A 25642-nucleotide genomic window follows, 5' to 3' on the forward strand; every position below is an offset into this window, starting at 1 on the left:
CAAGCCAAAGAATGACCCCGCCCCCGAACCCTGCACCCGTGGAGAATGGCAACCGGATGGGCTCGACGCGATGGCCCATCGCAACGGTCCGAATCCCCGAGAGTGCTCAGTTGAACCCAGGTCCCAAGTCTCCGTCCGTGCTCGTGCGCGCCCTGCTGTACTGCTTTGCCGTGCTGTGCCTCGTGCTGGGCCTCATCGGCGTCGTCGTGCCCGGCATGCCGACGACCGTGTTCATTTTGCTGGCCGCATGGGCCGCCGCGCGCAGCTCGCCGCGCCTGCACAACTGGCTGCTCGGCCACCGCCTCTTCGGGCCGCTGCTGCTCAACTGGCAGAACGGCCGCACCGTGAGCCGCCGCGCCAAGTGGAGCGCCACCATCACCATGGCCGCCTGCGCCGTCATCGTTTCGCTGACCGCCCACAAGTGGTGGCTCGCCGCGCTGGCCATCGGCTGCATGGCCGTGGTGCTGGCATGGCTGTGGTCGCGGCCGGTGCCACCACCGCAGCCCTGAAGGTCGCGCACGCCGGCTTGTTTACCCGCCGTCACTCGATCCTGAAGACGAACTCCTGCGTGGCCAGCACCTCCACGTCGCCCGTGGTGATGCACTCGTAGCGCATCACCGCCGAGCGCACGGCCGATTGGTACACGCGCGGGCCCGACAGGAAGCGCACCTCCGTCACGTGGCCGCCCTTGATGCGCACCTCGGCCTTGACCACGCCGCCGATGCCTTCGTCCAGCGCCTTGCGCGGCATCTCGGGCTTGACCTGCTTGGGGCAGGCCACCGCGATGTCGGTGGAGGTCGCCTTCGGCGGTGCCGGTGGCGCGGGAGGCGCGGGCGGTGCGGCCGGCGGCGGCGCCACGGGCTCGGTGCTCTGCACCGCGGTGATGGTCGGCGCCGTGGTCGCGGGCGGCGTCACGGCCGGGGGCGGCACGTAGGCCGGCCGCGGTGGCGGCGGCGCCTTGGGCGTTTCCAGCTTGACGATCTTCTTCGGTGGAGGCGGGGGCGGAGGTGGAGGCGGCGGAGGCAGCTTGATCTCGGCAATGATGGTCGCGTCCATCGGCTTCTTGATCATCTCCACGGCCTTGCGGGCCAGGCCCGACACCAGCGCGTAGCCGACCAGCAGGTGGAACAGGATCATCACGCCGATGCCGATCGGGCCGAAGCGGGACTTGGGGTCGAAGTCGTTGGCGCGGCTCATGGGATGAACTGCTCCGAACCCATGATGCCCAGCTTGGTCAGCCCCGAGCGCTGCGCCGACGCCATCACGCCGGCCACCACGTTGTACTTTGCGTGCTTGTCGGGGCGCAGGTGCACTTCGGGCTGCACCGGTTGCGCGGCCACCTGCTCGAAGCGCCGCTCGACCTCCGCGATGTCGGCCACGGCCTCGCCGTTCCACAGCACCGTGCTGCGCTCGTCGATGTCCACGCGCAGCACCTCGGGCTTGATGTCGCTCGGCGGCGGGTTGCCCGTGGGCATGTTCAGGTTCACCGAGTGCAACTGGATCGGAATGGTGATGATCAGCATGATCAGCAGCACCAGCATCACGTCGATCAGCGGCGTGGTGTTGATGTCCATCATCGGTTCATCGGACGGGGTGCCGCTGCGGCGCCCCTGCTTTTCTTTTCGCATGGCTGTGCCTTCTCCTCAGTTGCGCGCGGGCGGCTCGGTGATGAAGCCCACCTTGGCAATGCCGGCGGACTGGCACGCGAAGATGATCTTGCCCACCGGCTCGTAGTCGGAGTGCCAGTCGCCGCGGATGTGCACCTCGGGTTGCGGCGTGAGCGCGGCCACCTTCTTGAGCTTTTCGGCCAGGCTGTTGACGTCGCGCACGGGCGTGTCGTACCAGTAGATGCGGCCCGACGAATCGACCGACAGCACGACGGTGTCGGGCTTGCTCTCGCGCACCTCGTTGCGCTCTTTCGGCACCTCCACCGGCACCGAGTAATTGACCACCGGAATGGTGATGAGGAAGATGATCAGCAGCACCAGCATCACGTCGACCAGCGGCGTGGTGTTGATGGCGGCAATGACCTGCTCCTCGTCGCCCCCGGCGGATGGAATGTTCATCGCCATGGTGTCGTGGCCCGGTTCAATGCGGTCATTCGGTCACGCGGGCATCAGGCCGCGGCGCTGCCGGCCAGGATCACGGAGTGCAGCTCGCCGCTGAATTCGCGCACGTCGTCCATCACGGTGATGTTGCGGCGCAGGAGCCAGTTGTAGCCCAGCACCGCGGGCACGGCCACGGCCAGGCCGATGGCGGTCATGATGAGCGACTCGCCCACCGGGCCGGCCACCTTGTCGATCGACGCCTGGCCGGCAATGCCGATGGCGGTGAGCGCGTGGTAGATGCCCCAGACGGTGCCGAACAGGCCCACGAACGGCGCGGTGGAACCCACGGTGGCCAGCAGCGACATGCCGTTGCTCAGGCGCCGCTGCACGCGCTCGGTGGCGCGGTGGATGCACAGGTCCACGAAGTCCGCGAAGTCCACCTTGCCGCGCAGGCCGTCGTGCTTCTTGGTGGCATGCACGCCGGCGTCGGCGATGAAGCGGAACGGGCTGCCTTCGGCGAGCTTCGCGGTGCCGGCCTGCACGGTTCTCTCGTTCCAGAACTCGTTGTCGACCTCGCGGGCCTGGCGGCCCATGCGCATCTGCTCGAGCAGCTTGGTGACGATCACGTACCAGCTGCCCATCGACATGATCGCCAGGATGGCCAGCACGGCCTTGGCCACCAGGTCGCTCTGCGCCCAGAGCGCGCCGATGCCGTAGGGGTTGTCGACCTTCGTCGCGGCGGCGGGCATGGCGGCCGGTGCAACCGGTGCGGGCGCTGCCGTGGCAACGGCTGCCGGGGCCACCGGGGCCATCTGGGCTGCAGCGCCGTTGCCGGCGGTCTCCGCCACCGGTGCGCCGGTCGGCGACGGTGCGGGCGTGGCCTGCGCATTGGCGGCGTGCGGCATCGCGGCGGACAGGGAAAGCGCCAGAACGAACGGGGCTGCCGCGGCCGTCAGCTTCGCGAAAAAGGTCTTCATCATGAGTGTCTCCAAAAAAAACTGAACGTGGCGCGCGTCAGGCGCCGGGGCCGGCCACGTGCCAGCCGTGGGCCTTGCCCCAGACGGCGTGCACGCTGGCGCCGGTGCCGCGCACGACGTGGTAGCGGTCGTAGGGCGCCGCGGTCATGCAGGCGTGGTGCGGCAGGATGCGCACGCGGCTGCCGATGGGCAGTGCTTCGAACATGGCGCTGTCGCTGTCGCCGTCGCTTCCGTTGCTGTTGCCATCGCAGGCGATCAGCCCGTGCTCCTGGTGCAGCTCGGCCACGCGCAACCCGGCCAATGGCGCCGTGCCGTCCACCGGGCAGACCAGCCCGAAGCCGAGCCCGTCGCGAAACTCCGCCGCGGATTCGTCCTTCGACAGCGCGAGCGCGCCGGCGTCGATGAGCACGCGGCGCGAGCGCGGGTTGTGGCCGATCACCGTGGCCAGCACCGACAGCGCGATGTCGTCCATGGTGCAGATGCCGCGCGCGGCCTGGTCCAGGTCGAAGAAGGTGTAGACGCCGGGGCGCATTTCGGTCACACCGTCGAGCCGCTCGGCGCACACCGCGGTCGGCGTGGCGCCCACGCTGACGGTGTCCACCGTGAAGCCGGCCGCGCGCAGGCATTCGGCCGCACGCACCGCGCCGGCACGCTCTGCTTCGGCAATGGCGCGGATCGCCGCCAGCCCCTCGGCGTGGTAGCTGTGGCCCGCATGCGTGAGCACGCCGGCCAGCGACAGCACGCCGCTGCGCTGCACTTCGCCCGCCATGGCCAGCAGCGCTGCGTCGTCATCGGGTGCGATGCCGCCGCGGCCACCGCCGGTGTCGACCTCGATCAGCAGGCTGAAGCGCGCTCCGATGGCGCGGGCGCGTTCCGCCGCGGCCCGCACTGCTTCGACGCGGTCGGCCAGCAGCGTGATGCGGGCGCCGTGGGTCCGCTGGATGCGATGCAGCGCATCGATCTTTCCCGCGCCGATGCCCACCGCATAGGTCAGGTCCAGGAAGCCGTGCCGCGCGAAGTAGTCGGCCTCGGCCACGGTCGACACCGTGATCGCGCCGCTGTGCCCGCGCGTGGCAAGGCGCGCCACCTCGGCCGACTTCGACGTCTTCAGGTGCGGGCGCAGCGCCACGCCGTGCCGCGCCGCGCGCCGCGCCATCGCTTCGCAGTTGCGTTCGAGAACCGTGCTGTCGAGCAGCAGCGCGGGCGTGGTCATCTCGGCCAGCGCCGTGTGTGCGAGTGGCGTCATCGCGTGCGTCCGAGCTCCGCCATGAGCCAATCGACCTCTTCGGCAATGCGGCTCACGAAAGGCGGCAGCAGCACCAGCGTCATGTGCTCCGCGCCTTCGACGCGGTGCAGGCGGCTTCGCGTCGACAGCGCCGCATGCGACTGCTGGTACTCGGGCCAGTGCCGTTGCACTTCGGCCGCTTCCTCGGCGCCGGGCGGCAGCTTCTGCATGACCGTGGCCGACAGCACCGACAGCGGACGGGCGCCCAGGTCCGGCGATGCGCCGGCCTGCCGGGCGACGTTCGGAAGGCCCACGTGCTCCTTCAGGATGGTGTCGACGCTCTCCGGCGTGTAGTTGGCAGCCATCTGCCGCAGCACATGGGGCATGTCCGCGAAGAGGGCCTGCACCGGCGCGAACTCCGGCGGCGGCGAGCCACCGGCCTGGAACGCGGCACGCTTGGCGCGCTCGGGCGCCAGCACTTCGGGCGACAGGCCCTGGAACACTTCGAACTGCTCCGGGTGGCTCGAATCGAGCATCACGACACCGGCCACCTGCGCCGGGTACAGGCCGGTGTAGATGCGGTTCAGCAGGCCGCCGAGCGAGTGGCCGACCAGCACGATGGGGCCGGTCACGCCGGCCGCGGCCAGCAATGCATGCAGCGTCTGCGCGTTGCGCTTTCCGTCGAAGGGCACGTCGTCGGCCTCGCTCCAGCCCATGCCGGCGCGGTCGTAGCTGATCACCGGGTACTTGGCCGACAGCGCCTGCTGCAGCCGCGCGTAGGTCGGCGAGGCGCAGCCGCCACCGGCTTCGATCACCACCGTGGGCTGCGATGCGTCGGCCGGCGCGGGGCCGCTGCGCTGCAGATGCATCTTGCGTCCGTCGACGGTGTACAGCTCGCCCGGCGCGGGCATCCCGCGCCCGTCCAGCTCCGGTGAAAGCGACGACGCCGCACTCGCGGCGCGCTTTGGCTCTTCCACGCGCGGCCAGTAGTCGAGGTCGCGCACGCGGTACGGCAGGTTGGCGAAGTCGGTGCTCAATGCAGCCGGCGTCGACACGTAGAGCACCGACTTGGCGATGGGGCCGAACTCCGCATGGAAGTGCTGCGCCGACTTCACCACCACCAGCTTCTTGGCCGCCAGGTCGATGCCCAGGCCGGTGAACAGGTCGCTGCCGATGACCTGGTTGCGCTTGCTGATGAGCACGATGTCCACGCCGTTCGCCGCCTGCACCCACACGCAGGGGCCCATGGGCGTGTGGTTGCCGGGCACGAGGCCGCGCTGCGAATGCGCGTCCGCCACGGCCTTGACGGTCACGTGCAGGTCGATGGGGTCGCCCGAGGCCGGGCCGCACTTGCCGCCCAGCCGCAGCTCGAAGCTGGCGCCGACGCCCGCGTCGCGGCACAGTTGCACCGCGCCCAGGTCCCAGACGCCGCCGAAGGCCACGTCGGCAATGCCGCGCTCGACGATGGCGCGCAGCACGAAGGTGCTGTCGCTGGTGGCGCCGCCGCCGGGGTTGTCGGCCGTGTCGGCAATGACCACCGGGCCGCCCACCGTGGCCATGGCCTGTTCCAGCGTTTCGTCGATGGAGAGCGAAGGCACGCCGGTCTTGTGGCGCAGGTCCCAGAACTCGCGGCCCAGTTCATCGGCGAGCTTGGCGGCCAGCGCGGGGTCGTTGTCGGTCACCACCCACAGCTTGGCGCCCGACTCGGGCACGTCGGCCCACGGAAAGCCATGGCCCAGCGACACCGACAGCACGCCGGGCAGCTTCTCGCAGGCTTCCATGCGGCGCACGAAACCGGCCATCGGTTCGCGCGTGGTGTGCCACTTGCCCACCATGCGGCAGTCGTGCACGGCCGTGACGGGCTGCACGCGGCCTTGCGCGGTGTCCACCACGATGCGGGTCAGCTCGCGCAGACGGTCGAGCGCGTCGGTGTGCGGATATTCCTTGTAGCAAATGATGACGTCCGACTCGGTGAGCATCTGCTGCGTGAAGTGGCAATGCAGGTCGAGCGACACGCCGACGGGCACCTTCGGGCCGACGATGGCGCGCACGCGCGAGATCAGGTCGCCTTCGCAGTCGTCGTAGCCGTCGGCCACCATGGCGCCGTGCAGCACCAGCAGCACGCCGTCCACCGGGCCGGCATCGCGCAGGTCGGCCAGGATCTCGTCGCGCAGGCGCTCGTACACCGGGCGCACGGTGCGCCCCAGCGGCTGCGCGAAGGCCAGCAGGCTCTCGACCATCTCGTGGCCCTCTTCGGCCAGCTGCTTGCGCAGCTCCACCGCGAACATGCCGTAGCCGGATGCATCGCGCGTGCTGGAGTCGCCGTGGAAGATGCCGTATTCCTCGAAGCTGCCAAGCCCCGTGGGGGCGGAGACGAAGGTGTTGGTCTCGGTGGCGAAGAGTGTGGTGAAGAATTTCATGCGCGTTGCTCCTGGCGTGCGAAGTGAATGTTCCGGGTGCGCAGGGTGTCCATCCGCAGTCCGACGACCCGGCCCGCCTTGCGCTCCACGTTGAGAATCGACTTGCCCATCTGGCTCAGCACCGGATCGGTCGAGACGAGCGTCATCACGTCGGCCGACAGCGGCGTCAGCGCGCAGGCGTGCTGGCCGTGGCGGCCCTGCACCGTGAACAGCAGCGTGCCGTCGACCAGCGTCATCCGCCCGGTCGCGTCGAGGTCGGCGCTGGTGTAGTCGCCGCACAGCTGTTCGGCCAGCGACGCGGCATCGGGCACCGCCGGATCGAGGCGCTCGAAGCGGCGCGGCTGCCCGCCTTCGTGCAGCACCAGCGTGTCGGGTGCGCGCTGCGGATCGATGTCGCCGGCGTCGAGCACGAGGTCGTTCACCGGCAGGTCCTGCAGGCCCAGCCACAGCTTGCCGTCGCCCTGGTGCATGGGCTTGCCGCCCGAGGCCTGCCACGACATGCACAGCCGGCCCGCGGCGTCGGCGGAAAAACCGATCACGCTGCCGGTGGACGGCGCATGGTAGTTGTGGCCCACCAGCGAAGGGAAGGCACTGGCCTGCGGACGCACTTCGGGCGGCTGGAGCACATCGCCCAGCAGCAGCTCGACCACCTTGAGGGCCAGCGGCGAAGGCGCCACGGCGGCACCGTTCACCATGACGATGATGTCCAGCCCATGGGCCGGCACGCTGAGCATCTGCGACTGGGCGCCGAGCACCGCGCCCGCGTGATGAACGATTTCGACGCCGCGGTAGGGGTGGCGCGCCAGCCCGAAACCGTAGGTCACCTTCGAGCCTGAAGACAGCGTGGTGGGTTCGGACAGCAGGGCCCAGCTCTTGGCGCTGCCCACGGTCTTTTCGCTGCTGCGCATGTGCGCCTGCCAGCGCAGCATGTCGTCCAGCGTCGACACCAGCGAGCCGCCGCCGTCGAGTTCGCACGGGTACATGCCGCGTTGCCATCCGCCGCCGCCGATCGCCGGCACGTAGAGGCCGGCCAGGCCGGGAACCACGTCGAGGTCGGTCGCCACCGATGCGGTGTCGGGCATGCCCAGCGGCCCGAACAGGCGCGTCTTCAGGAAGTCGTTGAAGCTCTTTCCGCTCACGCGCTCGACGATCTTCGCCAGCAGGAAATAGCCGCCGTTGCTGTAGACCATGTGCGTGCCGGGCTCGAAGTTCAGCTCGCTCTGGCGCGCCATGGCGGGCAGCCCCGGACCGGGATGCGTGAACGTGAGGCCGTGCGCAATGGCCCACAGCTCGTCGTGGCCGCGCCAGCCGCTGGTGTGGGTGAGCAGGTGGCGCAGCGTGGGGCCGTTGGCGCTCAGTTGCGGCAGCTCGGGCAGGTACTTTTGCACCGCGTCGTCCACGCTCAGCAGCCCGTCTTCGGCCAGCAGCAGCACGGCCATTGCCGTGAAGTGCTTGCTGGTGGAGGCGATGCGCATGCGCGTGGTCGGCGTGAGGGCCACGCCCATCTCCAGGTTGGCCATGCCGACGGCGCGCCGGTACAGCAGGCGGCCGTTGCGCGCGATGCCGATGACCAGGCCGGGTGCGTCGCCGCGGTTGAAGGGTGCCACCAGCGCGTCGATGGCGGCCAGCGCGGCCATCTCCGCGGCGCTGGGCGATGAAGGGGTTTCAGGCAATGAAGGCGAGGGTTGTTGCGACATGAAAGGACAACGAAGGGGTGTGGAAGGAACGAAGAGAAAAACCGGGTAGGACGAGGTGGGACCAGATGGCGTCAGGTGGGCCGCGCCGCGCGCATCAGGCGCACGAACGGGCCTTCGGTGGCGCGCAGCACCATGGCGCCCATGACGCCGCCGATCAGCGTCGTGGCGACGATGGCCACCGCCAGCCCGTTGGGCACCGACTTGAGGGCGTCCGACAACATGCCGACCACCAGCGGCCCCAGCACGCCGAACGGCAGGCCGGCCACGGACAGCAGCGCGATGGTGCGGGCGCGCAGGTGCGGCGGCGCGGCGTCCTGCAGCACGTTGGGCAGCAGCACCGCGCCGCTGATGAGCGGCACGACCAGCAGCGCCAGCAGCGCGAACGCATCGGTCGCCGAGCGCGTGAAGAGCAGCAGCGACGACAGCAGCGCGGCCGTGAGGTTGCCCAGCATGATGATGCGCAGCGCCGCGGCCGGGCCCATGCGCGGCTGCACGTAGCGCATTGCCGCCACGCCCAGCAAGCCGCCGACCACCGTGCCGGTGAGAAAGGCAATGCCCATGCCCTGCCCCATCTGCGCCGGCGTGACGCCGTATTCGCGCGCCGCCATGATCGGCAGCCAGGTGCCGATCGAGCTCATGCCGATGCTCGCCAGGCCCGCGCCGACCACCAGCCCGGCGAAGGTGCGCCAGTGCTCGCGTATGTGGTCGCGGAAGCTGATGTTGCTGGCCGCGTCGTCCGCTTCGACGGCATGCACGGCGGGTGCGGCATCGGGTGCTGCCGAAACCGCCGGAACAGCCGGCACGGCTGCAGCTTCATCCTGCAGCGCGCCCCCGCGCCGGGTCCTGCGGATCGACAGCACCAGCAGCGCCACCGGCACGCCGGCGGAGGCCATCACGAAGAAGGTCAGGCGCCATGCCTCCATCTGCTGCATCGACGCGGGCAGGAACGGCCGCAGGTCTTCCGTCAGGTGAACGACGGTGCCGCCCAGCAAGGCGCCCAGCGCGCTGCCGAAAATGGCCGACAGCGCGAACACCGCATTGGCCAGCACCCGCTGCGCGCGCGGGAACAGGTCGGGGATCATGCTGTTGGTGATGGGCCCCAGGCCCGCCTCGCCCACACCCAGGCCGATGGACGCGATGAACAGCACGCCGTAGTCCATGGCGGTGCCGCGCATGGCGGTGGCGGCACTCCACAGCACCACGCAGGCGGCCAGCACCACGCGCCGGTCGTAGCGGTCGCTGAGCCAGCCCAGGGGCAGCGTGGCGATGCCGGTGAACAGCACGATGCCCGCGCCCTGCAGCAGGCCCAGTTGCGTGTCGGAGAGCGACAGCGCAATGCGCATCGGCTCCGTCAGCAGCGTGAGGATGACCTTGTCGATCGAACCCAGCACCGTCGCGATGACCAGCACCGCCAGCGCATACCAGGCGCTGGTCGGCGCCTTGCGCACGGTGACGGGCGCGACGGACGCGACGGACGCGGCAAGGCTCGTGTTGTCCGGCGGCACCGCGGCCGCCAGTGGCGTGATGCTCGACATCTCAGAACGGAACGTTGACGCTCAGGCCAATGGTGCGCGAGGGTGCCAGCGCGGCCTGCACCAGGTTCGGGTTTGCCGCCAGGCCGGTGTCGATCGACAGAATGCCGCGCTTGTTGGCCAGGTTGCGCACATAGGCCGAGAGGCTGAAGCGCGGGAAGTCGATGCCCGCCTGCAGGTCGATCAGCGTGAAGGCCGGCATCTTGATGCTCGGAATGGTCGAACTGCCGCGATAGCCCGCATCGCGCTTGCCGGTGTAGCGCGCGCTGACGCCGAAGTACGCCGGGTGGTCGGCGATGCTGAAGTTGTGCGTCACGCCCAGCGTGGTGGCAAAGCGCGGCGTCTGCGGCAGGCGGGTGCCTGCCTTGGCGTCCAGGCCCTTCGCGTCTTCGGTCAGGCGCGCATCGATGGCCGCGGCATTGGCGGTGAAGCGCCATGCCTTGTTCGGCTTGTAGTTGAGCGTGAGTTCGCCGCCCTTGATGCGCGCGCCGCCGGCGTTGGTGACGAAGACGAAGCCGCCGCTCTTCGTGGGCTGCTGCACGTCGCGCCATTCGATGTCGTACAGCGCGGCCTCCAGCGACAGCTTGCGGTCCAGCAGGTCGGCCTTGTAGCCCAGCTCGTAGCTCCACAGCGAATCGGACTTGTACATCGGCTGCACGATCTTGCGGTCGGTGTCGGCCTTCAGCACGTTCGGGCCGCCGGGGCGGTAGCCGCTCGCCGCGCGGAAGTACAGGTTGCTGGTGTCCGACAGCGTGTACTTGGCCGCGGCAAGGTAGGTGGTGGGGCTTTCCGACGAAGTGCCGGAGGCGTTGGCATCGACCGGGCCGACCAGCGTGCCCGACTGCTTGCTGCCGTAGCGCTGGTTGTTGCGCGCCAGCCGCACGCCACCTGTGAACGACAGCGCGGGGCTCACGTTCCAGGTCACGTCGCCATAGAGCGCCTCTTCGCGGTAGCGCGAGAACTGCGTCGATGTCAGGAAGGTCTTGCTGCCCAGTCCGCCGTTCAGGTTCGCACTGAGGGTGCCGTCGTTGGCGCCGCGTTCGCGGTTCAGGTAGAGGCCGGCCAGCCACTCGATGGTGGTGCCCGAGCGCGAGGTCAGGCGAAATTCCTGGCTCACGCGGTGCTGCTCCACCGTGCTGGCCAGCGGCGCCGAGGCGGCCGACAGGCGCATCGCGGCCAGCGCCGGACCGTAGAGGGCGGTGAGGTCGACCGAGTTGTTGATCTTCACGTCTTGCGCGGAGGTGATCGAGTTCAGCCGTGCCCAGCCGAAGTCGTACTCCACGTCCAGGCCGAACAGCTGCGAGTGGTTGCGGTAGGGCTCGGTGCCGGCCAGTTGGCGCGTACGGTCGAGGGTCCACGGGCGCAGGGTGCGCTTGTCGATGTCCTCGAAGCCCAGGCCCTTGCGGTTCACGTCCTGCACCATGCCCGTGAGGCGCACCGTGAGTTCGCGCGTGGGCGTCACCAGCAGCGAGACGCGGCCGCCGTCGGTGTGGCCGCGGTCGATGTTGCGGCCGCGGCCAAGACCGGTGGCGTCGTAGCTGCCGCCCAGCTGGTCGGTGAAGGCGGCGATGCGCACGGCCGCCACGTCTTCCTTGATCGGCACGTTGAGCACCGTATTGACCGTGAAGCCCGGGCCGCCGCCCTGGGTCCACGAGGTGCCGAATTTCACCGAGCCCGCGAACTCCATGGTGTCGGGCTGGTTGGTCACGTACTTGAGCACGCCGCTCATGGCGCCGGCGCCATACAGCGTGCCCTGCGGGCCGCGCAGCACCTCGATGTGGTTCAGGTCGAGCATGCCCATGTCCAGCGGCGTGAAGCCGGAAAGCGCGCCGGCCGAGCTCAGGCCCGTGGCCACGTCGTCGACATACACGCCGACGGTGGCAATGCCCTGCACCGGGCCGGTGGTCAGCCCGCGCATGGTGAGGATGCCGCCCACGCTGCCGCTGCTCGTGAGGTTCACGCCCGGCTGCTCGGCCACGTAGTCGGCCAGGTTCTTGGCACCGGCGCGCTCCAGCGTCTCGGCCTTCATCACGTTGACCTGCATCGGCACTTCGCGGATCGGCTCGCGGCGGCGCGTGGCCGTGACGGTCACGCTGTCGAGCGACTGCGGCTCTTCGGTCGATGGCCTTGCCACGGCAGCTGCGGGCGCGGCCGCATAGATGACGATGGCCCCGTCGTCGCCGCGGCGCGTGAGCAGCGGCGTGCCTTCGAGCAGGCGCGACAGCGCCTCTTGCGGCGACAGCGCGCCCTTCACGCCGCGCGTGGCGACACCCTTCACGTCGTCGACCTTGTAGAGCAACTGCACGCCGCCCTGCGCGATGTAGGCATCGAGCGCGGTCTTCAGGTCGCCACCGCCGACGTCGAAGCTCTGCGGCTGTTGTTGCTGCTGCGCCGGAACCTGCGCATGAACCTGCACCGACAAGCCGCCCACCAATGCCCACGTGCCACCGATGACCCAGGGCCGCATGGCATCCCATTTTTTCTTGCGCATCTTCTTCGTGGGCAACGGACCGGGGCTTTTCGCGACTCGATTCATGGGTGTCTCCAGCGTGTAGTTGTTTGGGTACTCACTGAGACGAATGCCCCGTCACATTCCGGTAATAAGCTAGTTCGAAATCCTTGTTTCGTTGTCGCTTTCGTGGGCCGCGAGGCCGAAGCCCTGCTTGAGCAAGGCCACGAAGCCGCTCATGTTGTTGGCATCGAAGCTGCCGCCGATGCGAATGCCCGCGATGGCCTTGTCGGCAATCACCAGCTTGCGCGTGTTGTAGCGATTGAACTGCGCGGCCGCGTCGCCCAGCGTCGTCTGGTCGAACACCAGGCGGCCTTGGCGCCAGCTCAGTTCGTCGTCGATCTGCTTGGGCGCCTTCGACATCACCAGCACGCTGCTGGCACTGGCCACCGCCGCCTGGTTGCGCGTGAGCACGGTGGGCTGCTCGCCGCTCTTCACGCCCTGCCCGGAGGACGAGGCGATCTGCACGCGCCCTTCTTCCACCGTCACGTTGACCTGGTCGCCCTGGCGGCGTACCAGGAAGCGCGTGCCCAGCACGGTGATGCGGCGGTCGCCGGCAATCACCACGAACGGATGCTGCTTGTCGTGCGCGATGTCGAAGTAGGCCTCGCCATCGTCGAGCCACACCTTGCGCCCGCTCTCGTTCACCAGCGCGCGAACGTGGGTCGCCGTGTTCAGCGTGAGCACGGAGCCATCGGCCAGCGCGACCGACTGGCGCGCGCCCACCACGGTGGCGTAGTGCGCGCTCTGCCAGTCCTGCGTGTAGCGCCAGCCGAGCCAGCTGCAACTGGCGGCCACCACCAGCATGCCGGCCGCGACGCGCTGCACCGAGAAGCGCGGCAGCCAGCGCACGGCGCTCGCCTTGGGCTTGGGCCTTGGCCGCGATTCGGGGAGCGGAATGCGCAGGGGAATCGGCACCGAGGCCGGCAAGGTCGGCGTGGTCGGCGTGGTCGCGGGCGACGTCACCTGCGCCGGCGGCGGGCGCAGCACGCTCAGTCGGTCGCCGCGCTGCCAGACGCTCGACAGCCGCAGCCATGCCACGCGGTGCGCGATCGATTCGGCAATCCAGGCGTCCAGCTTCTGCTGGTCGGCCTCGGTCCATGCGCCACTGTCCTGGCGCGCCAGCCAGTCGGCGGCGGCGGATTCGATGCGTTCGGCTTCAGTCATGGTGAAAGCCTCTTTTCGTTCTGTGCCCGGCCGAAGGCCTTGGTGTGCAGCTGCACGCCACCAGAGAGCAGCGCGTCCGCCAGCGCCCGCACGCCGCGCGACACCTGGCGCTCGACCGTGTCTTCGGTAATGCCCAGCTGCGTGGCGACCTCGCGTTGCGACAGGCCGTCGATCTTGCGCATCTCCACCACGCGGCGGCACTTCGATGGCAGGGCGTCGAGCGCCGTCTGCAGCAGCCGCAGCTCGCCGCGCCCGGAGGCATGGCGCTCGGGCGTCAGCTCGTCCGCCGAAAAATCGAGCGCATCGAGATCCGCAATGATCTCGATCGACACGATCTGCGCTCGCCGCGCGCGGTCGATCAGCAGGTTGCGCGCCGTGGCGAAGACGAAGGGTTTCACCAGCTCGGGCACGGCCTTGGCCGCTGATTCATAGATGCGCATGTAGACGTCCTGGCGCAGGTCGGGTATTTCTGCTTCGTCGCGCCAGTTGCGGCGAAGAAAGCGCGTGAGCGCAGCCTCCATCGGCAGCACTTCGCTGACGAACCAGTTGTCCAAGTCACTGAGAACCAAAGAGCGCTCCTGGGAATGGCCGGATGGGGGTGGCATCGCGTCGCCGGGATTGGCGACAGACAGTGAGACGAACGGCCAGAAGATTTCCGGGAACGTGCACCGTAAAAAGCACGAGAAATGCCCAGCGGCACTGAAATGGGGCAGCCCTGTTACCGGAAAGCGCAGCCGCGCTCGTCTCACTGGGGTAACAAGAACACCCTTCTCGCTGGAAACACACTTACATGAATCGAATCGGGAGGCAGAAGAACCCCACCCTCCGCTCAGGGATCATCGGCCGGCGCATCGTCGTCGGCGCGGCATGCGCATGGATGATGGGACTGGCATGCGCCCATGCCCGCGAGTTCGACGTGCGAAGCGGCGAGCTGAAGCCCGCGCTCGACGCCTTCATTGCGCAGTCGGGCGTGCAGCTGATCTACAAGGTCGAAGACGTGCAGGACCTGTCGACGCGGGGCGTCAAGGGAAAGATCACGCCCGATGCGGCGCTCGACCGCCTGCTGGACGGCACGCGCCTGCGCATCCGCCGCGGGCAGGACGGGGCCATGGTGCTCATCGCCCCACCCGCGCCGGAAGCGATGGCCGCGCCCGCGACAACGGACAAGAGGCGCTGAGGCGATAGACATGTCTGCACACCGGGTTGCTTGGAATTGCTGAACCAGTACCCGGTGCCTCTGCCCTCACGCGTCGTACACGGAAAATTCTAAGAACCGGCGTTGCGCTCGCCGCTATCGCAAGCGCGCCAAAGCAGTGACTTCAGGAGCACGCGCCACCACGGCGCGATGCGGCGCAACGTGGTTCATCGCGAAGATCGCCAGCCGCCGTATCCGGTGATTCCCTAGGCTTGTTCGCTCAATAACTCCGATAATATTACTTATCAACGACAGCCCCACGCTGCCGTTTTCCGGAATGTTTTGGAGCAAGAGCGAGTGAAGAAAAGACGATCGCAGCACTGGTTCGGTGGCATGGGCAAGGACGCCTTCATCCATCGAAGCTGGATGAAGAACAACGGCCTGCCGGACGATGCCTTCGACGGGCGGCCGGTGATCGGCATCTGCAACACCTTCTCCGAATTCACGCCCTGCAACGCGCATTTCCGCGGCCTGGTCGAGCACATCAAGGCCGGCGTCTTGGAAGCGGGCGGGTTGCCGCTGGAGTTTCCGGTGTTCTCGTGCGGCGAATCCAACCTGCGCCCGACCGCGATGCTGTTTCGCAACCTGGCGTCGATGGATGTGGAAGAAGCCATTCGCGGCAACCCGATGGACGGCGTGGTGCTGATGGCCGGCTGCGACAAGACCACGCCCTCGCTCGTCATGGGCGCGGCCTCGTGCGACCTGCCCTCCATCGTCATCTCCGGCGGGCCGATGCTCAACGGCCGCTTCCAGGGCCGCACCATCGGCTCGGGCACCGACGTGTGGAAGTTTTCCGAAGACGTGCGTGCCGGCGTCATGAGCGCGCAGGATTTCGCCGATGCCGAAAGCGCGATGTCGCGCTCGCCGGGAAGCTGCATGACCATGGGCACGGCCTCCACGATGGCGTCGATGGTCGAAGCCCTGGGCATCGCGCTGCCCGGCAATGCCGCCTACCCGGCGGTCGATGCGCACCGCAACCGCCTCGCCCGCATGACCGGCCGGCGCATCGTCGAGATGGTCAACGAAGACCTGCGGCTCTCGGCCATCCTCAGGAAAGAGGCGTTCATCAACGCCATCCGCGTCAACGGCGCCATCGGCGGATCGACCAACGCGGTGGTGCACCTGCTGGCCATCGCGGGCCGCATCGGCACGCCACTGACGCTGGACGACTGGGACCGTTTCGGCCGCGACGTACCGACCATCGTGGACCTGATGCCTTCGGGCCGTTTCCTGATGGAAGACTTCTGCTACGCCGGCGGCATTCCCGCGGTCATGAAAGAGATGGCCGACCTGCTCGACCTCGACGCGCTGACGGTCACCGGCAAGCCGGTTCGCGAGAACATCGCCGACGCGCGCAACCACGACACCGAAGTGATCCGCCCGCGCGACAAGGCGCTGACGCCGCAAGGCGGCATGGCCGTGCTGCGCGGCAACCTCGCGCCCGATGGCGCGATCCTGAAACCCTCGGCCGCCTCGCCGGGGCTCATGAAGCACCGCGGCCGCGCGGTGGTGTTCGAGGACATCGACCACTACAAGGCCGTCATCGACGACCCCGCGCTGGAAATCGACGCGCACTGCATCATGGTGCTGAAGAACTGCGGCCCCAAGGGCTACCCCGGCATGGCCGAGGTCGGCAACATGGCGCTCCCGCAAAAGCTGCTGCAGCAGGGTGTGCGCGACATGATCCGCATCTCCGATGCCCGCATGTCGGGCACCGCGTATGGAACCGTGGTGCTGCACGTCGCACCCGAAGCCGCGGTGGGCGGCCCGCTGGCGCTGGTGCGCAACGGCGACATGATCGAACTCGACGTCGAGGCCAGGCGCCTGCACCTTGACGTGAGCGATGCCGAGCTGGCCGAGCGCCGCGCCGCCTGGGTGGCACCGGTGCCGGCCATGAAGGGCGGCTACCAGAGCCTGTATGTCGAGCGCGTCATTCAGGCCGACCGCGGCGCGGACCTCGACTTCCTGATCGGTTGCCGGGGCCACGCCATTCCTCGCGAAAGCCACTGAGGTCGCGCATGCCCGCCTTCACACCCGACACGTTCCACGGCATCCACGCGATCGTCTATGCGCTGTTCGACGCCGAAGAAAAACTCGACCGCACCGCCATGCGGCAACAGGTGCGGGCCTGCCTGGCCAGCGGCGTGCACGGCATGGCCGCGCTCGGACTCGCGACCGAGGTGGCCAAGCTGACCGAGGCCGAGCGCCGCACGGTGATGGACTGGGTCGCCGAAGACACGGCGGGCCGGGTGCCGCTGGCCTTCACCATCTTCGGTTCGTCGGTGGCCGAGCAGGTCGCGCAGGTGCGGCATGCCGAGCACGCCGGCGCCGACTGGGTGATCCTGCAGCCGCCCGCCGCCGGCGCTTTCGGCGCGGCAGAGTACATCCGCTTCTTCGGCCGCGTCGCGGCGGCGACCACGCTGCCGGTGGCAATCCAGAATGCGCCCGCCTTCTTCGGCCGCGGCCTCACGGCGGACGAGATCCGCGAGCTGGTTTCGCAGCATCCGAACATCCAGCTCATCAAGGGCGAAGGGCCGGTGGTCGACATCGCCGGGCTCATCGAACGGACCGGGGGCCGGGTGCCGGTCTTCAACGGCCGTGGCGGACTGGAGCTGGTCGACAACCTGCGCGCGGGATGCCGCGGCATGATCCTGGCGCCCGATTGCATCGACCATGCGGTCCATGCCTACGAGGCGTTTCGCCGTGGCGACGAGGCCGCCGCCGAGCGCGCGTACCAGGCCATGCTGCCGGCGGCCGTGTTCGGCATGCAGGGCATCGAGAATCTCCTGTGCTACGGCAAGCGCCTGTTCGGCGCACGCGCGGGCATCGACATCCACGACCGGGCGCCTGCCTTGCGCCCCGTCGCGGCCGGCGAAGCCATGGTCGCGCGTTTCGCCAAGGCATTGGGCCCGCTCGGTGGCCCCCAGGAAAGATCACCATGAATCTATCGAACGACGCTGGCGCCCGGGACCTGGAGCGCGGCCTGCCGGCGCAGATTGCCGGACGGATCGGCCGCCGCATCCTGCAGGGCGAACTGAAGCCCGGCGACACGCTGCCCAAGGAACTCGACCTGCTGTCCGAACTGCAGGTCAGCCGCACCACGCTGCGCGAAGCCTTCGCGCTGCTCTCGAGCAATGGCTTCGTGGAAGCCAAGCAGCGCATCGGGACGCGCGTGCGCACGCCCGACCACTGGAACACGCTCGACCCCATGGTGATCGCCTGGCACGGCGAAACCGAAGAGCCCGGCACGCTGATGCAGGAACTGTTCGAGATACGCCTCTCTATCGAGCCGATGGCGGCCAAGCTCGCGGCGCAGCGCGCCACGCCCGAAGACATCCAGCGCATCCGCACCGCGCTGCATGCAATGGGCGAAGGCCACGACAACCCCCAACGCGCCATGGAAGCGGACGTCGACTTTCACCTGCAGGTGATCGCGGCGGCGCACAACCGCTTCCTGATGCCGGTGGCCTCGGTGATCAGGGCCGCGCTGATGGTGAGCGTTCCGAAGACGTTTGAAAAGTTCGGCGGCATGGACCACTCCATGGCCATGCACGCCGACATCGCTCGGGCGATCGAGCAACGCAAGCCCGAGGCCGCGGCGCGCGCAGCCACGAAGCTGCTCGAAGACACCTACCAGAGAAATTTCGTCTAGCGCTTCTCGCTGATCCGGCAAAGGCCGGGTTCGCAGGGCACAGGCCTTCAGGCCTGGGCGGAGCCGTGCGCGCTGGAACAAGAGAAACGCAAGAGACCAGCAAGACACAAGCAAAAAAGGAGAGACAGATGATCGTGGAAAAACAATTGATCCGAAAAATCTCGTGGCGGCTGATTCCGTTCCTGGGACTGCTGTACCTCATCGCCTACATCGACCGCCAGAACGTCAGCTTCGCCAAGCTGCAGATGGTCGATGCGCTCGGCATGAGCGAGTCCGCCTACGGCCTGGGGGCGTCGCTGTTCTTCATCGGCTACTTTCTCTTCGAGGTGCCCAGCAACCTGATCCTTGCGAAGGTCGGCGCGAGCAAGTGGTTCGCGCGCATCCTCGTCTCGTGGGGCATCGTGACCGTGGCGCTCGCCTTCACGCAGAACGCGACGATGTTCTACATCCTGCGCTTCCTGCTGGGCGCCTGCGAGGCCGGCTTCTTCCCGGGCGTGCTTTACCTGCTGACGCTCTGGTATCCGTCGGCCCATCGCGGAACGATGGTCGGCCTGTTCATGATCTTCAGCGCGCTGGCCAATGCCATCGGCGGCCCGCTCGGCGGGATGCTGCTCGACCTCGACGGTCTGCACGGCCTGGCGGGCTGGGAATGGGTGTTCATCGTGACCGGCATTCCGGCGATCGTGATGGGTGTCGTCACTTTCTTCTACCTGCCCGACAACCCGCAGCGTGCGTCGTTCCTTACGGCCGACGAAAAGGCGTGGCTCGGCGCCAAGCTGGCCAGCGAGCAGGTGGGCATGGACGAATCTGCAAGCCATGCGCTGCGGGCCCTCGTCGACCCGCGCGTGCTGCTCATGGCGCTGTGCTTCATCGCGTTTCCCTTGTCCGCCTACGGCCTGAGCTACTGGCTGCCCACCGTGGTGAAGAGCTTCGGCGTGGGCAACACGGCGAACGGATTCCTCAACATCATTCCCTGGGTGCTGGTGGCGATCGGCCTGTACACCGTTCCCCGGGCTGCTGCAAAGGCGAAGTCGAAGACGCCCTACATCGTCGGTCCCGCGCTCTTCGGCGTGGCCTGCCTGCTGCTGTCGGCATTGCTGACGAACCACGCGCTGCAGTTCATGTTCCTGTGCCTGGCGGCGGCCGGCATCTTCGCGGGCCAGCCTGTGTTCTGGAGCCTGCCCTCGCGATTTCTCAAGGGCGCCGGCGCGGCGGCCGGGCTGGCGGCCATCAACGCCGTGGGCAATCTCGGCGGCTTCATCGCGCAGAACGCGGTGCCGTGGGTCAAGGACGCCACCGGCAGCACGATCGCGCCGATGTTCTTCCTGGCCGCCTGCCTCTTCCTGGGCGCGATGCTGGTGTTGGTCATGACGGGAATGACGGCGCGCAGCGAGGCCCTGGCGGCACGGGCAAGGCCTTCGACCTGAAGAAGGGAGGTGCCGCACGACACACCATCACGGCCTCACACAACGCGAACAACGCACGAACGGCAATTCCCGACGGATGCCGAAGAGAAACAACAACTTCAAATGACGGAGACAGACATGAGCATCGAACGCGAGACACAAGAGACCACCGCAACCGGCAAGCCGCAGGGCCACAACCGCCGGCGCATCGTCCAGGGCTTGGGCCTGGCCGCATTGCCGCTGCCGTGGTCGGCCTTCGCCAACAACGACTACCCGAGCAAGCCCATCGAGATCATCGTTCCTGCATCGGCGGGTGGCGGCACCGACGCTTTGGCGCGCGTCTTTGCCGAAGTGGCGAAGAAGCACCTGCCCCAGCCCTTCATCGTGAACAACAAGCCCGGGGCCAGCGGCGTCATCGGCATGAGCGACGTGCTCAACGGCCGCTCGGACGGCTACAAGGTCTGCATGGTGATCGCCGAAGTCACCACCTTGCCGAACCTGGGACTTGCAAAGTTCGACTACACGAACTTCCAGCCCGTGGCCCGGCTCAACGCCGACCCCGCCGCCATCACCGTGCGTGCCGATGCACCATGGAACACGCTCGAGGAATTTCTTGAAGCAGCGAAGGCCAAGGCCGGCGAGATGAAGATCGGCAACGCCGGCAGCGGTTCGGTCTACCACCTCTCGGCCATCGGGCTCGAAGAGAAGACGGGCATCAAGTTCAACCATGTCCCGTACTCGGGCGCGGCACCCGCCGTCGTGGCATTGCTGGGTGGACACATCGACGCGCTGGACGTGAGCCCGGCCGAAGTCGGCCCGCACGTGCTGGGCGGCAAGCTCAAGATGCTCGGCATCATGGCCGACCAGCGCATCCCGGCCTTCGGCAACGTGCCCACGTTCAAGGAGCGCAAGATCGACCTGGCACTGGGAACCTGGCGCGGCCTGGCGGTGCACAAGGCAACGCCGCCCGCCGTGGTGGAAGTGTTGCGCCAGGTGGCGCGCAAGACGGCCGACGACCCGGCGCTGCGCCAGGGCCTGGACAAGCTCAACCTCGGCTTCGCCTACATGGACGCACCGGAGTTCGCGCAGGCAATGCAGCGCGACCACGAGTACTTCGGCAAGCTCATCCGGACCACGGGCATCAAGATCTAGAAACGAGAAAGGCGCGGGCTCAGACGATCCCGGACACGTCCACGATGTACATCTGCCGCTGCGACTCGTGCACCGAGTCGATGCAGACCTGCTGGCCGTCGCGGCGCCAGCGCGGGTGCAGGTCGCAGCGGTTCTCCTTGCCCAGGTCGGGCGTGGCGTAGAAGCTGCCCAGGTCGTGGCGCCGGCCGGTTTCCATGTCGAACAGGAACAGCACGCGCTCGTGCGTGCGGGCATCGGGGTAGGTGTCGCTCAGCAGCCAGCGCTTGTTCACCGGCGAGAAGGTCATGTGGCCGTTTTCAACGAGCACGCCTTCGCCCACCACCCTCACCTCCCCGCCTTCACTGTCGTGGTACAGGTGGTAGTGGATCTTTCCGGCGTGCGGGCTCCAGACGATGATGTGCGCGTCGTCCTGCCACAGCGGATGCGAGATCTGGTATTCGGACTTCTCGTAGTCGAAGGTGCCCACAGCCGCGGGGTCGAAGTCGTCCGCGAGCTGCGGCAGCGGATGGTCGGAGCATTCCAGCAGGCGCAGGTCGGAACCATCGGGGTTCATGGTGATGAGCCGGTGCAGGAAGCAGGTCTCGTCTTCGACTCGCTCCGTCCAGCGATGCAAAAACAGCACGCGCGAAGACGACGGGTTGATCTCGATGTGGCTCACCCAATGGATTGCCTTGTCCATCGACGCGCGCGGATGAAACTGGCGAAGGTCGTGGTAGCTCACGAGCAGGCGCGTGGCGCCGGTGCCCAGGTCGGTCGCGTGAATGCCGTCTTCGGCCGGCGCCAGCGGAAGGTCGAAGGGCGCGCCGGCCTCGCTGTAGCCGATGGTCTGGTGCGTGACGTACAGGCGCCGGTAGTCCACGCTCAATGCGTAGCGGCTGTTCGGCGCGACCACGTAGACCGGCATCGGCAGCACGCGTTTCGCGCCGGTGTCGACATCGAGAATCGTGGCCCCGAAGCCGGGGTAGAACGCATCGGCATCGCCCGTGCGGCTGTTGAAAATCAACTGGCGGCCCGGTGCGCCGTCGAGCCATTGCAGCTGGCTGCCCATCTGCCAGTTCCAGGCCGTGGTGTCGTCCACCGCATGAAAGCGGTCGTTGTCATGCAGGTCGAAATAGCCGATGCGGGCGGTGGCGTCGGGCACCAGTTCCGCGTCCATCCACGGCACCTGCTGCGCCAGCATGTAGCGGCCGCTGCGGTCCCAAGCGCTCTTGTTGTAGTAGCCGAAGAAATGGTGCTGCCGTGCATCGCCCGGCCCCACGCGACGGCAAGGGGCGAGCGCGGACTTGTCGAGAATTTCGTTGGTCATCGACTGGTTACTCCGCGACGATGCGGCCTTGCTGGATCACCTTGTCCCAGCGCACCTTCTCGGCGGCGATGAACTTGCTTGCGACATCGCGCGTGTTCGCCACCGGCGTCATGCCCTGGTCCGACAGCCCCTGGCGAAATTCCTGTGCCGAGACGATCTTGCGGATGTCCGCATTGAGCTTGTCGGCAATGGCGTCGGGCACCTTGGCGCTCACCGCCACGGTGGTCCACGAGGTGGCCTCGAACGCGGGGAAGCCGGCCTCGATGGCGGTCGGCACATCGGGCAACGCCGGCAGGCGGGCCTTGCCCGTCACGGCCAGGGCCTTGAGCTTGCCGCCGCGAATATGGGCCAGCGTGGTCGGCGGGTTTTCGAACATCAGCTGGATCTGCCCCGCGAGCAGGTCGTTCAGCGCGGCGGTGCTGCCCTTGTAGGGCACGTGCGTGATGGGTGCATCAGACGTGAGCTTGAACAGCTCGCCGATCATGTGCACCGACGAGCCCACGCCGGCGGAGCCGAAGTTGATGGTGTTCGGTTCCTTGCGCGCCAGCGCCACCAGCTGCTTCAGGTCGTTGGCGGGCAGCGCGGGGTTGGCCACCACCACGTGCGGCATCTCGGCCAGCACCGTGATCACTTTCAGGTCGGTCGCGGGGTCGTAGGTCAGCTTCTTGAACACGCCGTAGGTCGCGTGCAGCCCGATCGAGCCGAGCAGCAGCGTGTAGCCGTCGGCCGGCGCATCGGCCACGTACTTGCCGCCGATGTGGCCGCCGGCGCCGGGGCGGTTTTCAACCACCACGGCCTGCTTGTAGAGCTTGCCCAGGCGGTCGGCGAGCATGCGCGCCTGCACGTCGGAGCTGCCGCCTGCGGTGAAGGGAACCACGAGGCGGATCATCCGGTTGGGGTAGGCCTTCCCCTCCGATGTCTCCGATGCCTGCGATGCCTGTGACACCGAGGCGAAGCCCAGGCCCACGGCCATTCCGAGAATGCCGAGGCCGACTGCCCTGCGTGGCCATTGCTGTTTCATGCGTCTTCCTTGCTGCGCGCACCCCAAGGTGCGATGTGGATGGTGAAAAAGAAGGGAGGTATCGGCGCAGTTTAGAAACGCGGCATCATTCTGGAAAATTCAATTTCTTCGCCGGGGTATGCAGAATTGGTATGCCCTTGTGAACACGCCCGAGCACGCCCCAAGACACCCGAACACGCACCCGGCGTGCAATTGCAGGAGACCACCGAATGTCGCGACCATTGAACTTCCGCCAGATCGAGGCCTTTCGCGCGGTCATGCAGACCGGCACCACCACGGCCGCGGCGGCCATGCTGCACACCACGCAGCCTTCGGTGAGCCGCCTGCTGGCGCAGATCCAGAATGCCACCCAGCTCAAGCTGTTCGACATCCACAAGGGGCGGCTTCGGCCCACCCACGAGGCACGGCAGTTGTTCGACACGGTGCAGCGCCACTTTCTCGGGCTGGACCGCATCGAGCAAAGCGTGGCCGTCATGCGCAAATCGGGAACGGGCTCGCTGCGCGTCGGCTGCACGCCGGCGCTCGGGCTCAGTGTCATGCCCAAGGTGGTTCATGCGTTCTCGCTGCTGCACCCCGAGGTGCACGTCAACCTGCAGACCGTCAGCGCGCACCCGCTGCGCGAGGGGCTGCTCTACGGGCTGTACGACGTGGCGCTGACCACCTCGGTCATCAACGACCCGCAGATCGAAGCCGTGTCGCTGCACCGCGCCAATGCGGTGTGCGTGGTGCATCCCGCGCATCCGCTGGCGGGCCGCGCCGGCCTGCACGTGCGCGACCTGAAAGACCAGGTGCTGCTCACCCTGAATGCCGACGACGAAATCCACCAGCAGTTCCTGGGCACGCTGCAGCAGCACCGCATAGAGGCCGCCGCGACGGTCGAGACGACCTACTCCGTCACCATCTGCATGATGGCCGCGCAGGGCACGGGCATCGGCATCGTCAACCCCTATGTCGCCTCGGTGTTCGCGCGCGACCTGAAGGTTCTTCCCTTGCTGCCGCGTTGCCCGGTCGAGGTTTCCATGGCCTTTTCTCCGCAGTCGGCGCCCTCCGCCATTGCCGAAGAATTCGCCAGGCTGCTCAAGGTGTACTTCCACGAGTTCCCGCGCCCGGCTGTGCAGAAGGCGCAGCCTGCACAGAAGACGCAAATGACGCAGAGGGCATCACGCCTCAAGGATTGAAGAGCAGCAGCCCGTAGATGGCGAACAGCACCATGTGCATCAGCCCCTGCAGCGCCGACGTCCGCTGGCCGTTGAAGGTCAGCATGCTCAGCGCCGCCGTCACGATGAACAGCACCGTCTCGATGACCGAGATGCCCATCGTCACCTGCTTGCCCGTGACCAGCCCGATCACCAGCACCGCCGGCACCGTCAGCCCCACGGTCGACACGAAGGCCCCCAGGCAGAGGTTGATGGCCCGCTGCATCTCGTTGTTGAGCGCGGCCTTCACGGCCGTGATCGACTCCGGCGTAAAGACGATGATCGCGATCAGCACGCCGCCCAGCGCCACCGGCGCGCCCGTGGTGGCGACGCCGTAGTCGATCACGATGGCCAGGTAGTGCGCCAGCAGCACGATGGGAAGAATCATCGCCAGCAGCACGCCGGAGCGGACCCACAGGGCGCGCTTTCCGCCGGCGTCGTGCGGGGCCGGTGCTGCGGCGGCGCTCTCTTTTTTCGATTCCGCGAACGGCACCGCCAGCATGCCCGGCCGGGGCTGCACGAACAGCCGGCGGTGGCCGCCCATCTGCATCGCGAGGAACACGCCGTACAGCACCGCCGTCAGCGCGGCCACGGCGAGCGCCTGGCTGAAGCTGAACTCACCGGCGCCCGACGTATAGTTGGGCAGCACCAGCGCCGTGCCCGTCAGCAGCACGATCATCGACAGGTAGGCGGCCGTGCCCTGCACGTTGAACTCCTGCTCGCCATGGCGCAGGCCGCCCGCCAGCAGGCAGACACCCATCACCAGGTTCACGATGATCATCATCACCGCGAAGATCGAATCGCGCCCGATGGTCGGGAAGTCGCCCGGGCCCAGCAGCACCGAGGCGATCAGGATGACCTCGATCAGCACGATCGACAGCGTGAGGATCAGCGTGCCGTAGGGCTCGCCCAGTTGATGCGCCAGGTGGTCGGCTTCGCGCACCACGCCGAAGGATGCCGCGACGATGGTGCCGAACAGCAGCACGAAAACGCCCGCGGCGATGGCCGGGGTGAGCGGCGCGGCGAGCCATGCATCGCCGAAGAAGACGAAGAGCCCGACGATGGCCCATGACCAGATCAGCCGCGCCCAGGTCACGCGGGGAATGAGTTTCTGGTGAGATGCGGATTGCATGGTGAGA

General features: G+C 67.8%; 22 protein-coding genes and 1 pseudogene. 8 read left to right on the forward strand and 15 right to left on the reverse strand.

What is annotated here, in order from left to right; genetic code table 11:
• The first annotated feature begins 110 nt into the window (after positions 1-110).
• Entirely contained in the window at positions 111-509 is a 399-nt protein-coding gene (locus DBV14_RS14595; RefSeq protein WP_260397033.1) for a YbaN family protein, read from the forward strand.
• Between the two features lie 31 nt (positions 510-540).
• On the opposite strand, the gene DBV14_RS33435 is transcribed toward DBV14_RS14595, so the two are convergent.
• The 12 genes and pseudogenes from DBV14_RS33435 to DBV14_RS14650 all read right to left on the reverse strand — a co-directional run bounded on the left by DBV14_RS33435 (position 541) and on the right by DBV14_RS14650 (position 14144).
• Entirely contained in the window at positions 541-1197 is a 657-nt protein-coding gene (locus tag DBV14_RS33435; protein WP_185546022.1) for an energy transducer TonB, read from the reverse strand.
• Positions 1194-1628, reverse strand: coding sequence for a biopolymer transporter ExbD (locus DBV14_RS14605; RefSeq protein ID WP_124459884.1), 435 nt, complete (start codon positions 1626-1628; stop codon positions 1194-1196). The genes DBV14_RS33435 and DBV14_RS14605 overlap by 4 nt, the downstream gene beginning before the upstream one ends.
• 15 nt (positions 1629-1643) lie before the next feature.
• Positions 1644-2072: a biopolymer transporter ExbD gene (locus tag DBV14_RS14610; RefSeq protein WP_124459885.1), complete on the reverse strand. Its 429-nt coding sequence runs from the start codon at positions 2070-2072 to the stop codon at positions 1644-1646.
• 44 nt (positions 2073-2116) lie between these two features.
• Complete coding sequence (locus DBV14_RS14615) at positions 2117-3028, reverse strand: MotA/TolQ/ExbB proton channel family protein (RefSeq protein WP_124459886.1); 912 nt, start codon at positions 3026-3028, stop codon at positions 2117-2119.
• Between the two features lie 34 nt (positions 3029-3062).
• Entirely contained in the window at positions 3063-4271 is a 1209-nt protein-coding gene (locus tag DBV14_RS14620) for an alanine racemase (protein WP_124459887.1), read from the reverse strand.
• Positions 4268-5161, reverse strand: coding sequence for an alpha/beta hydrolase (locus DBV14_RS33885; protein WP_311732834.1), 894 nt, complete (start codon positions 5159-5161; stop codon positions 4268-4270). Before DBV14_RS33885 ends, DBV14_RS14620 begins: the two co-directional genes overlap by 4 nt.
• 93 nt (positions 5162-5254) lie before the next feature.
• Positions 5255-6670: pseudogene (locus DBV14_RS33890) on the reverse strand (M81 family metallopeptidase); the annotation flags it as partial.
• Complete coding sequence (locus tag DBV14_RS14630) at positions 6667-8367, reverse strand: serine hydrolase (protein ID WP_124459889.1); 1701 nt, start codon at positions 8365-8367, stop codon at positions 6667-6669. The gene DBV14_RS14630 and the pseudogene DBV14_RS33890, both read right to left, overlap by 4 nt.
• Before the next feature lie 71 nt (positions 8368-8438).
• Positions 8439-9902 (reverse strand): MFS transporter, encoded by a 1464-nt coding sequence (locus DBV14_RS14635; RefSeq protein WP_124459890.1) that lies wholly within the window; start codon positions 9900-9902, stop codon positions 8439-8441.
• Position 9903: 1 nt separating this feature from the next.
• On the reverse strand, positions 9904-12435 hold the full coding sequence (locus DBV14_RS14640; protein WP_124459891.1) for a TonB-dependent receptor: 2532 nt from the start codon (positions 12433-12435) through the stop codon (positions 9904-9906).
• Between the two features lie 69 nt (positions 12436-12504).
• Positions 12505-13575, reverse strand: coding sequence for a FecR domain-containing protein (locus DBV14_RS14645; RefSeq protein ID WP_124459892.1), 1071 nt, complete (start codon positions 13573-13575; stop codon positions 12505-12507).
• Positions 13572-14144 carry an RNA polymerase sigma factor gene (locus DBV14_RS14650; protein WP_260397034.1) on the reverse strand — a complete coding sequence of 191 codons (573 nt, stop codon included), beginning with the start codon at positions 14142-14144 and terminating at the stop codon, positions 13572-13574. The genes DBV14_RS14645 and DBV14_RS14650 overlap by 4 nt, the downstream gene beginning before the upstream one ends.
• A 221-nt stretch (positions 14145-14365) precedes the next feature.
• On the opposite strand from DBV14_RS14650, the gene DBV14_RS14655 reads away from it, so the two are divergent.
• The 6 genes from DBV14_RS14655 to DBV14_RS14680 all read left to right on the forward strand — a co-directional run bounded on the left by DBV14_RS14655 (position 14366) and on the right by DBV14_RS14680 (position 20980).
• Entirely contained in the window at positions 14366-14752 is a 387-nt protein-coding gene (locus DBV14_RS14655) for an STN domain-containing protein (RefSeq protein WP_124459893.1), read from the forward strand.
• A gap of 315 nt (positions 14753-15067) precedes the next feature.
• Positions 15068-16780: an IlvD/Edd family dehydratase gene (locus DBV14_RS14660; protein WP_124459894.1), complete on the forward strand. Its 1713-nt coding sequence runs from the start codon at positions 15068-15070 to the stop codon at positions 16778-16780.
• Positions 16781-16788: 8 nt separating this feature from the next.
• Entirely contained in the window at positions 16789-17712 is a 924-nt protein-coding gene (locus DBV14_RS14665) for a dihydrodipicolinate synthase family protein (RefSeq protein WP_124459895.1), read from the forward strand.
• Positions 17709-18422, forward strand: coding sequence for a FadR/GntR family transcriptional regulator (locus tag DBV14_RS14670; protein WP_124459896.1), 714 nt, complete (start codon positions 17709-17711; stop codon positions 18420-18422). The genes DBV14_RS14665 and DBV14_RS14670 overlap by 4 nt, the downstream gene beginning before the upstream one ends.
• 128 nt (positions 18423-18550) lie before the next feature.
• A complete protein-coding gene (locus DBV14_RS14675; RefSeq protein ID WP_124459897.1) occupies positions 18551-19849 on the forward strand; it encodes an MFS transporter in 1299 nt (432 codons plus the stop codon).
• A 117-nt stretch (positions 19850-19966) separates the two neighbouring features.
• Positions 19967-20980, forward strand: a complete 1014-nt coding sequence (locus DBV14_RS14680) for a tripartite tricarboxylate transporter substrate binding protein (protein WP_124459898.1) — start codon at positions 19967-19969, stop codon at positions 20978-20980.
• Positions 20981-20999: 19 nt separating this feature from the next.
• On the opposite strand, the gene DBV14_RS14685 is transcribed toward DBV14_RS14680, so the two are convergent.
• Together DBV14_RS14685 and DBV14_RS14690 are read right to left on the reverse strand one after the other, a co-directional pair.
• Positions 21000-22286, reverse strand: a complete 1287-nt coding sequence (locus tag DBV14_RS14685; RefSeq protein ID WP_124459899.1) for a hypothetical protein — start codon at positions 22284-22286, stop codon at positions 21000-21002.
• Positions 22287-22293: 7 nt separating this feature from the next.
• Positions 22294-23307 (reverse strand): tripartite tricarboxylate transporter substrate binding protein, encoded by a 1014-nt coding sequence (locus DBV14_RS14690; protein ID WP_260397035.1) that lies wholly within the window; start codon positions 23305-23307, stop codon positions 22294-22296.
• Between the two features lie 209 nt (positions 23308-23516).
• On the opposite strand from DBV14_RS14690, the gene DBV14_RS14695 reads away from it, so the two are divergent.
• Complete coding sequence (locus DBV14_RS14695; RefSeq protein ID WP_124459900.1) at positions 23517-24485, forward strand: LysR substrate-binding domain-containing protein; 969 nt, start codon at positions 23517-23519, stop codon at positions 24483-24485.
• On the opposite strand, the gene DBV14_RS14700 is transcribed toward DBV14_RS14695, so the two are convergent.
• The gene (locus DBV14_RS14700) at positions 24475-25635 is read right to left on the reverse strand and encodes a calcium:proton antiporter (RefSeq protein ID WP_124459901.1); all 1161 of its coding nucleotides are present in this window, start codon (positions 25633-25635) and stop codon (positions 24475-24477) included. The genes DBV14_RS14695 and DBV14_RS14700 overlap by 11 nt on opposite strands.
• Between the last annotated feature and the right edge of the window lie 7 nt (positions 25636-25642).

Origin of the sequence: Variovorax sp. KBW07 (assembly GCF_003852515.1) — a bacterium.
Lineage (GTDB): Bacteria > Pseudomonadota > Gammaproteobacteria > Burkholderiales > Burkholderiaceae_C > Variovorax.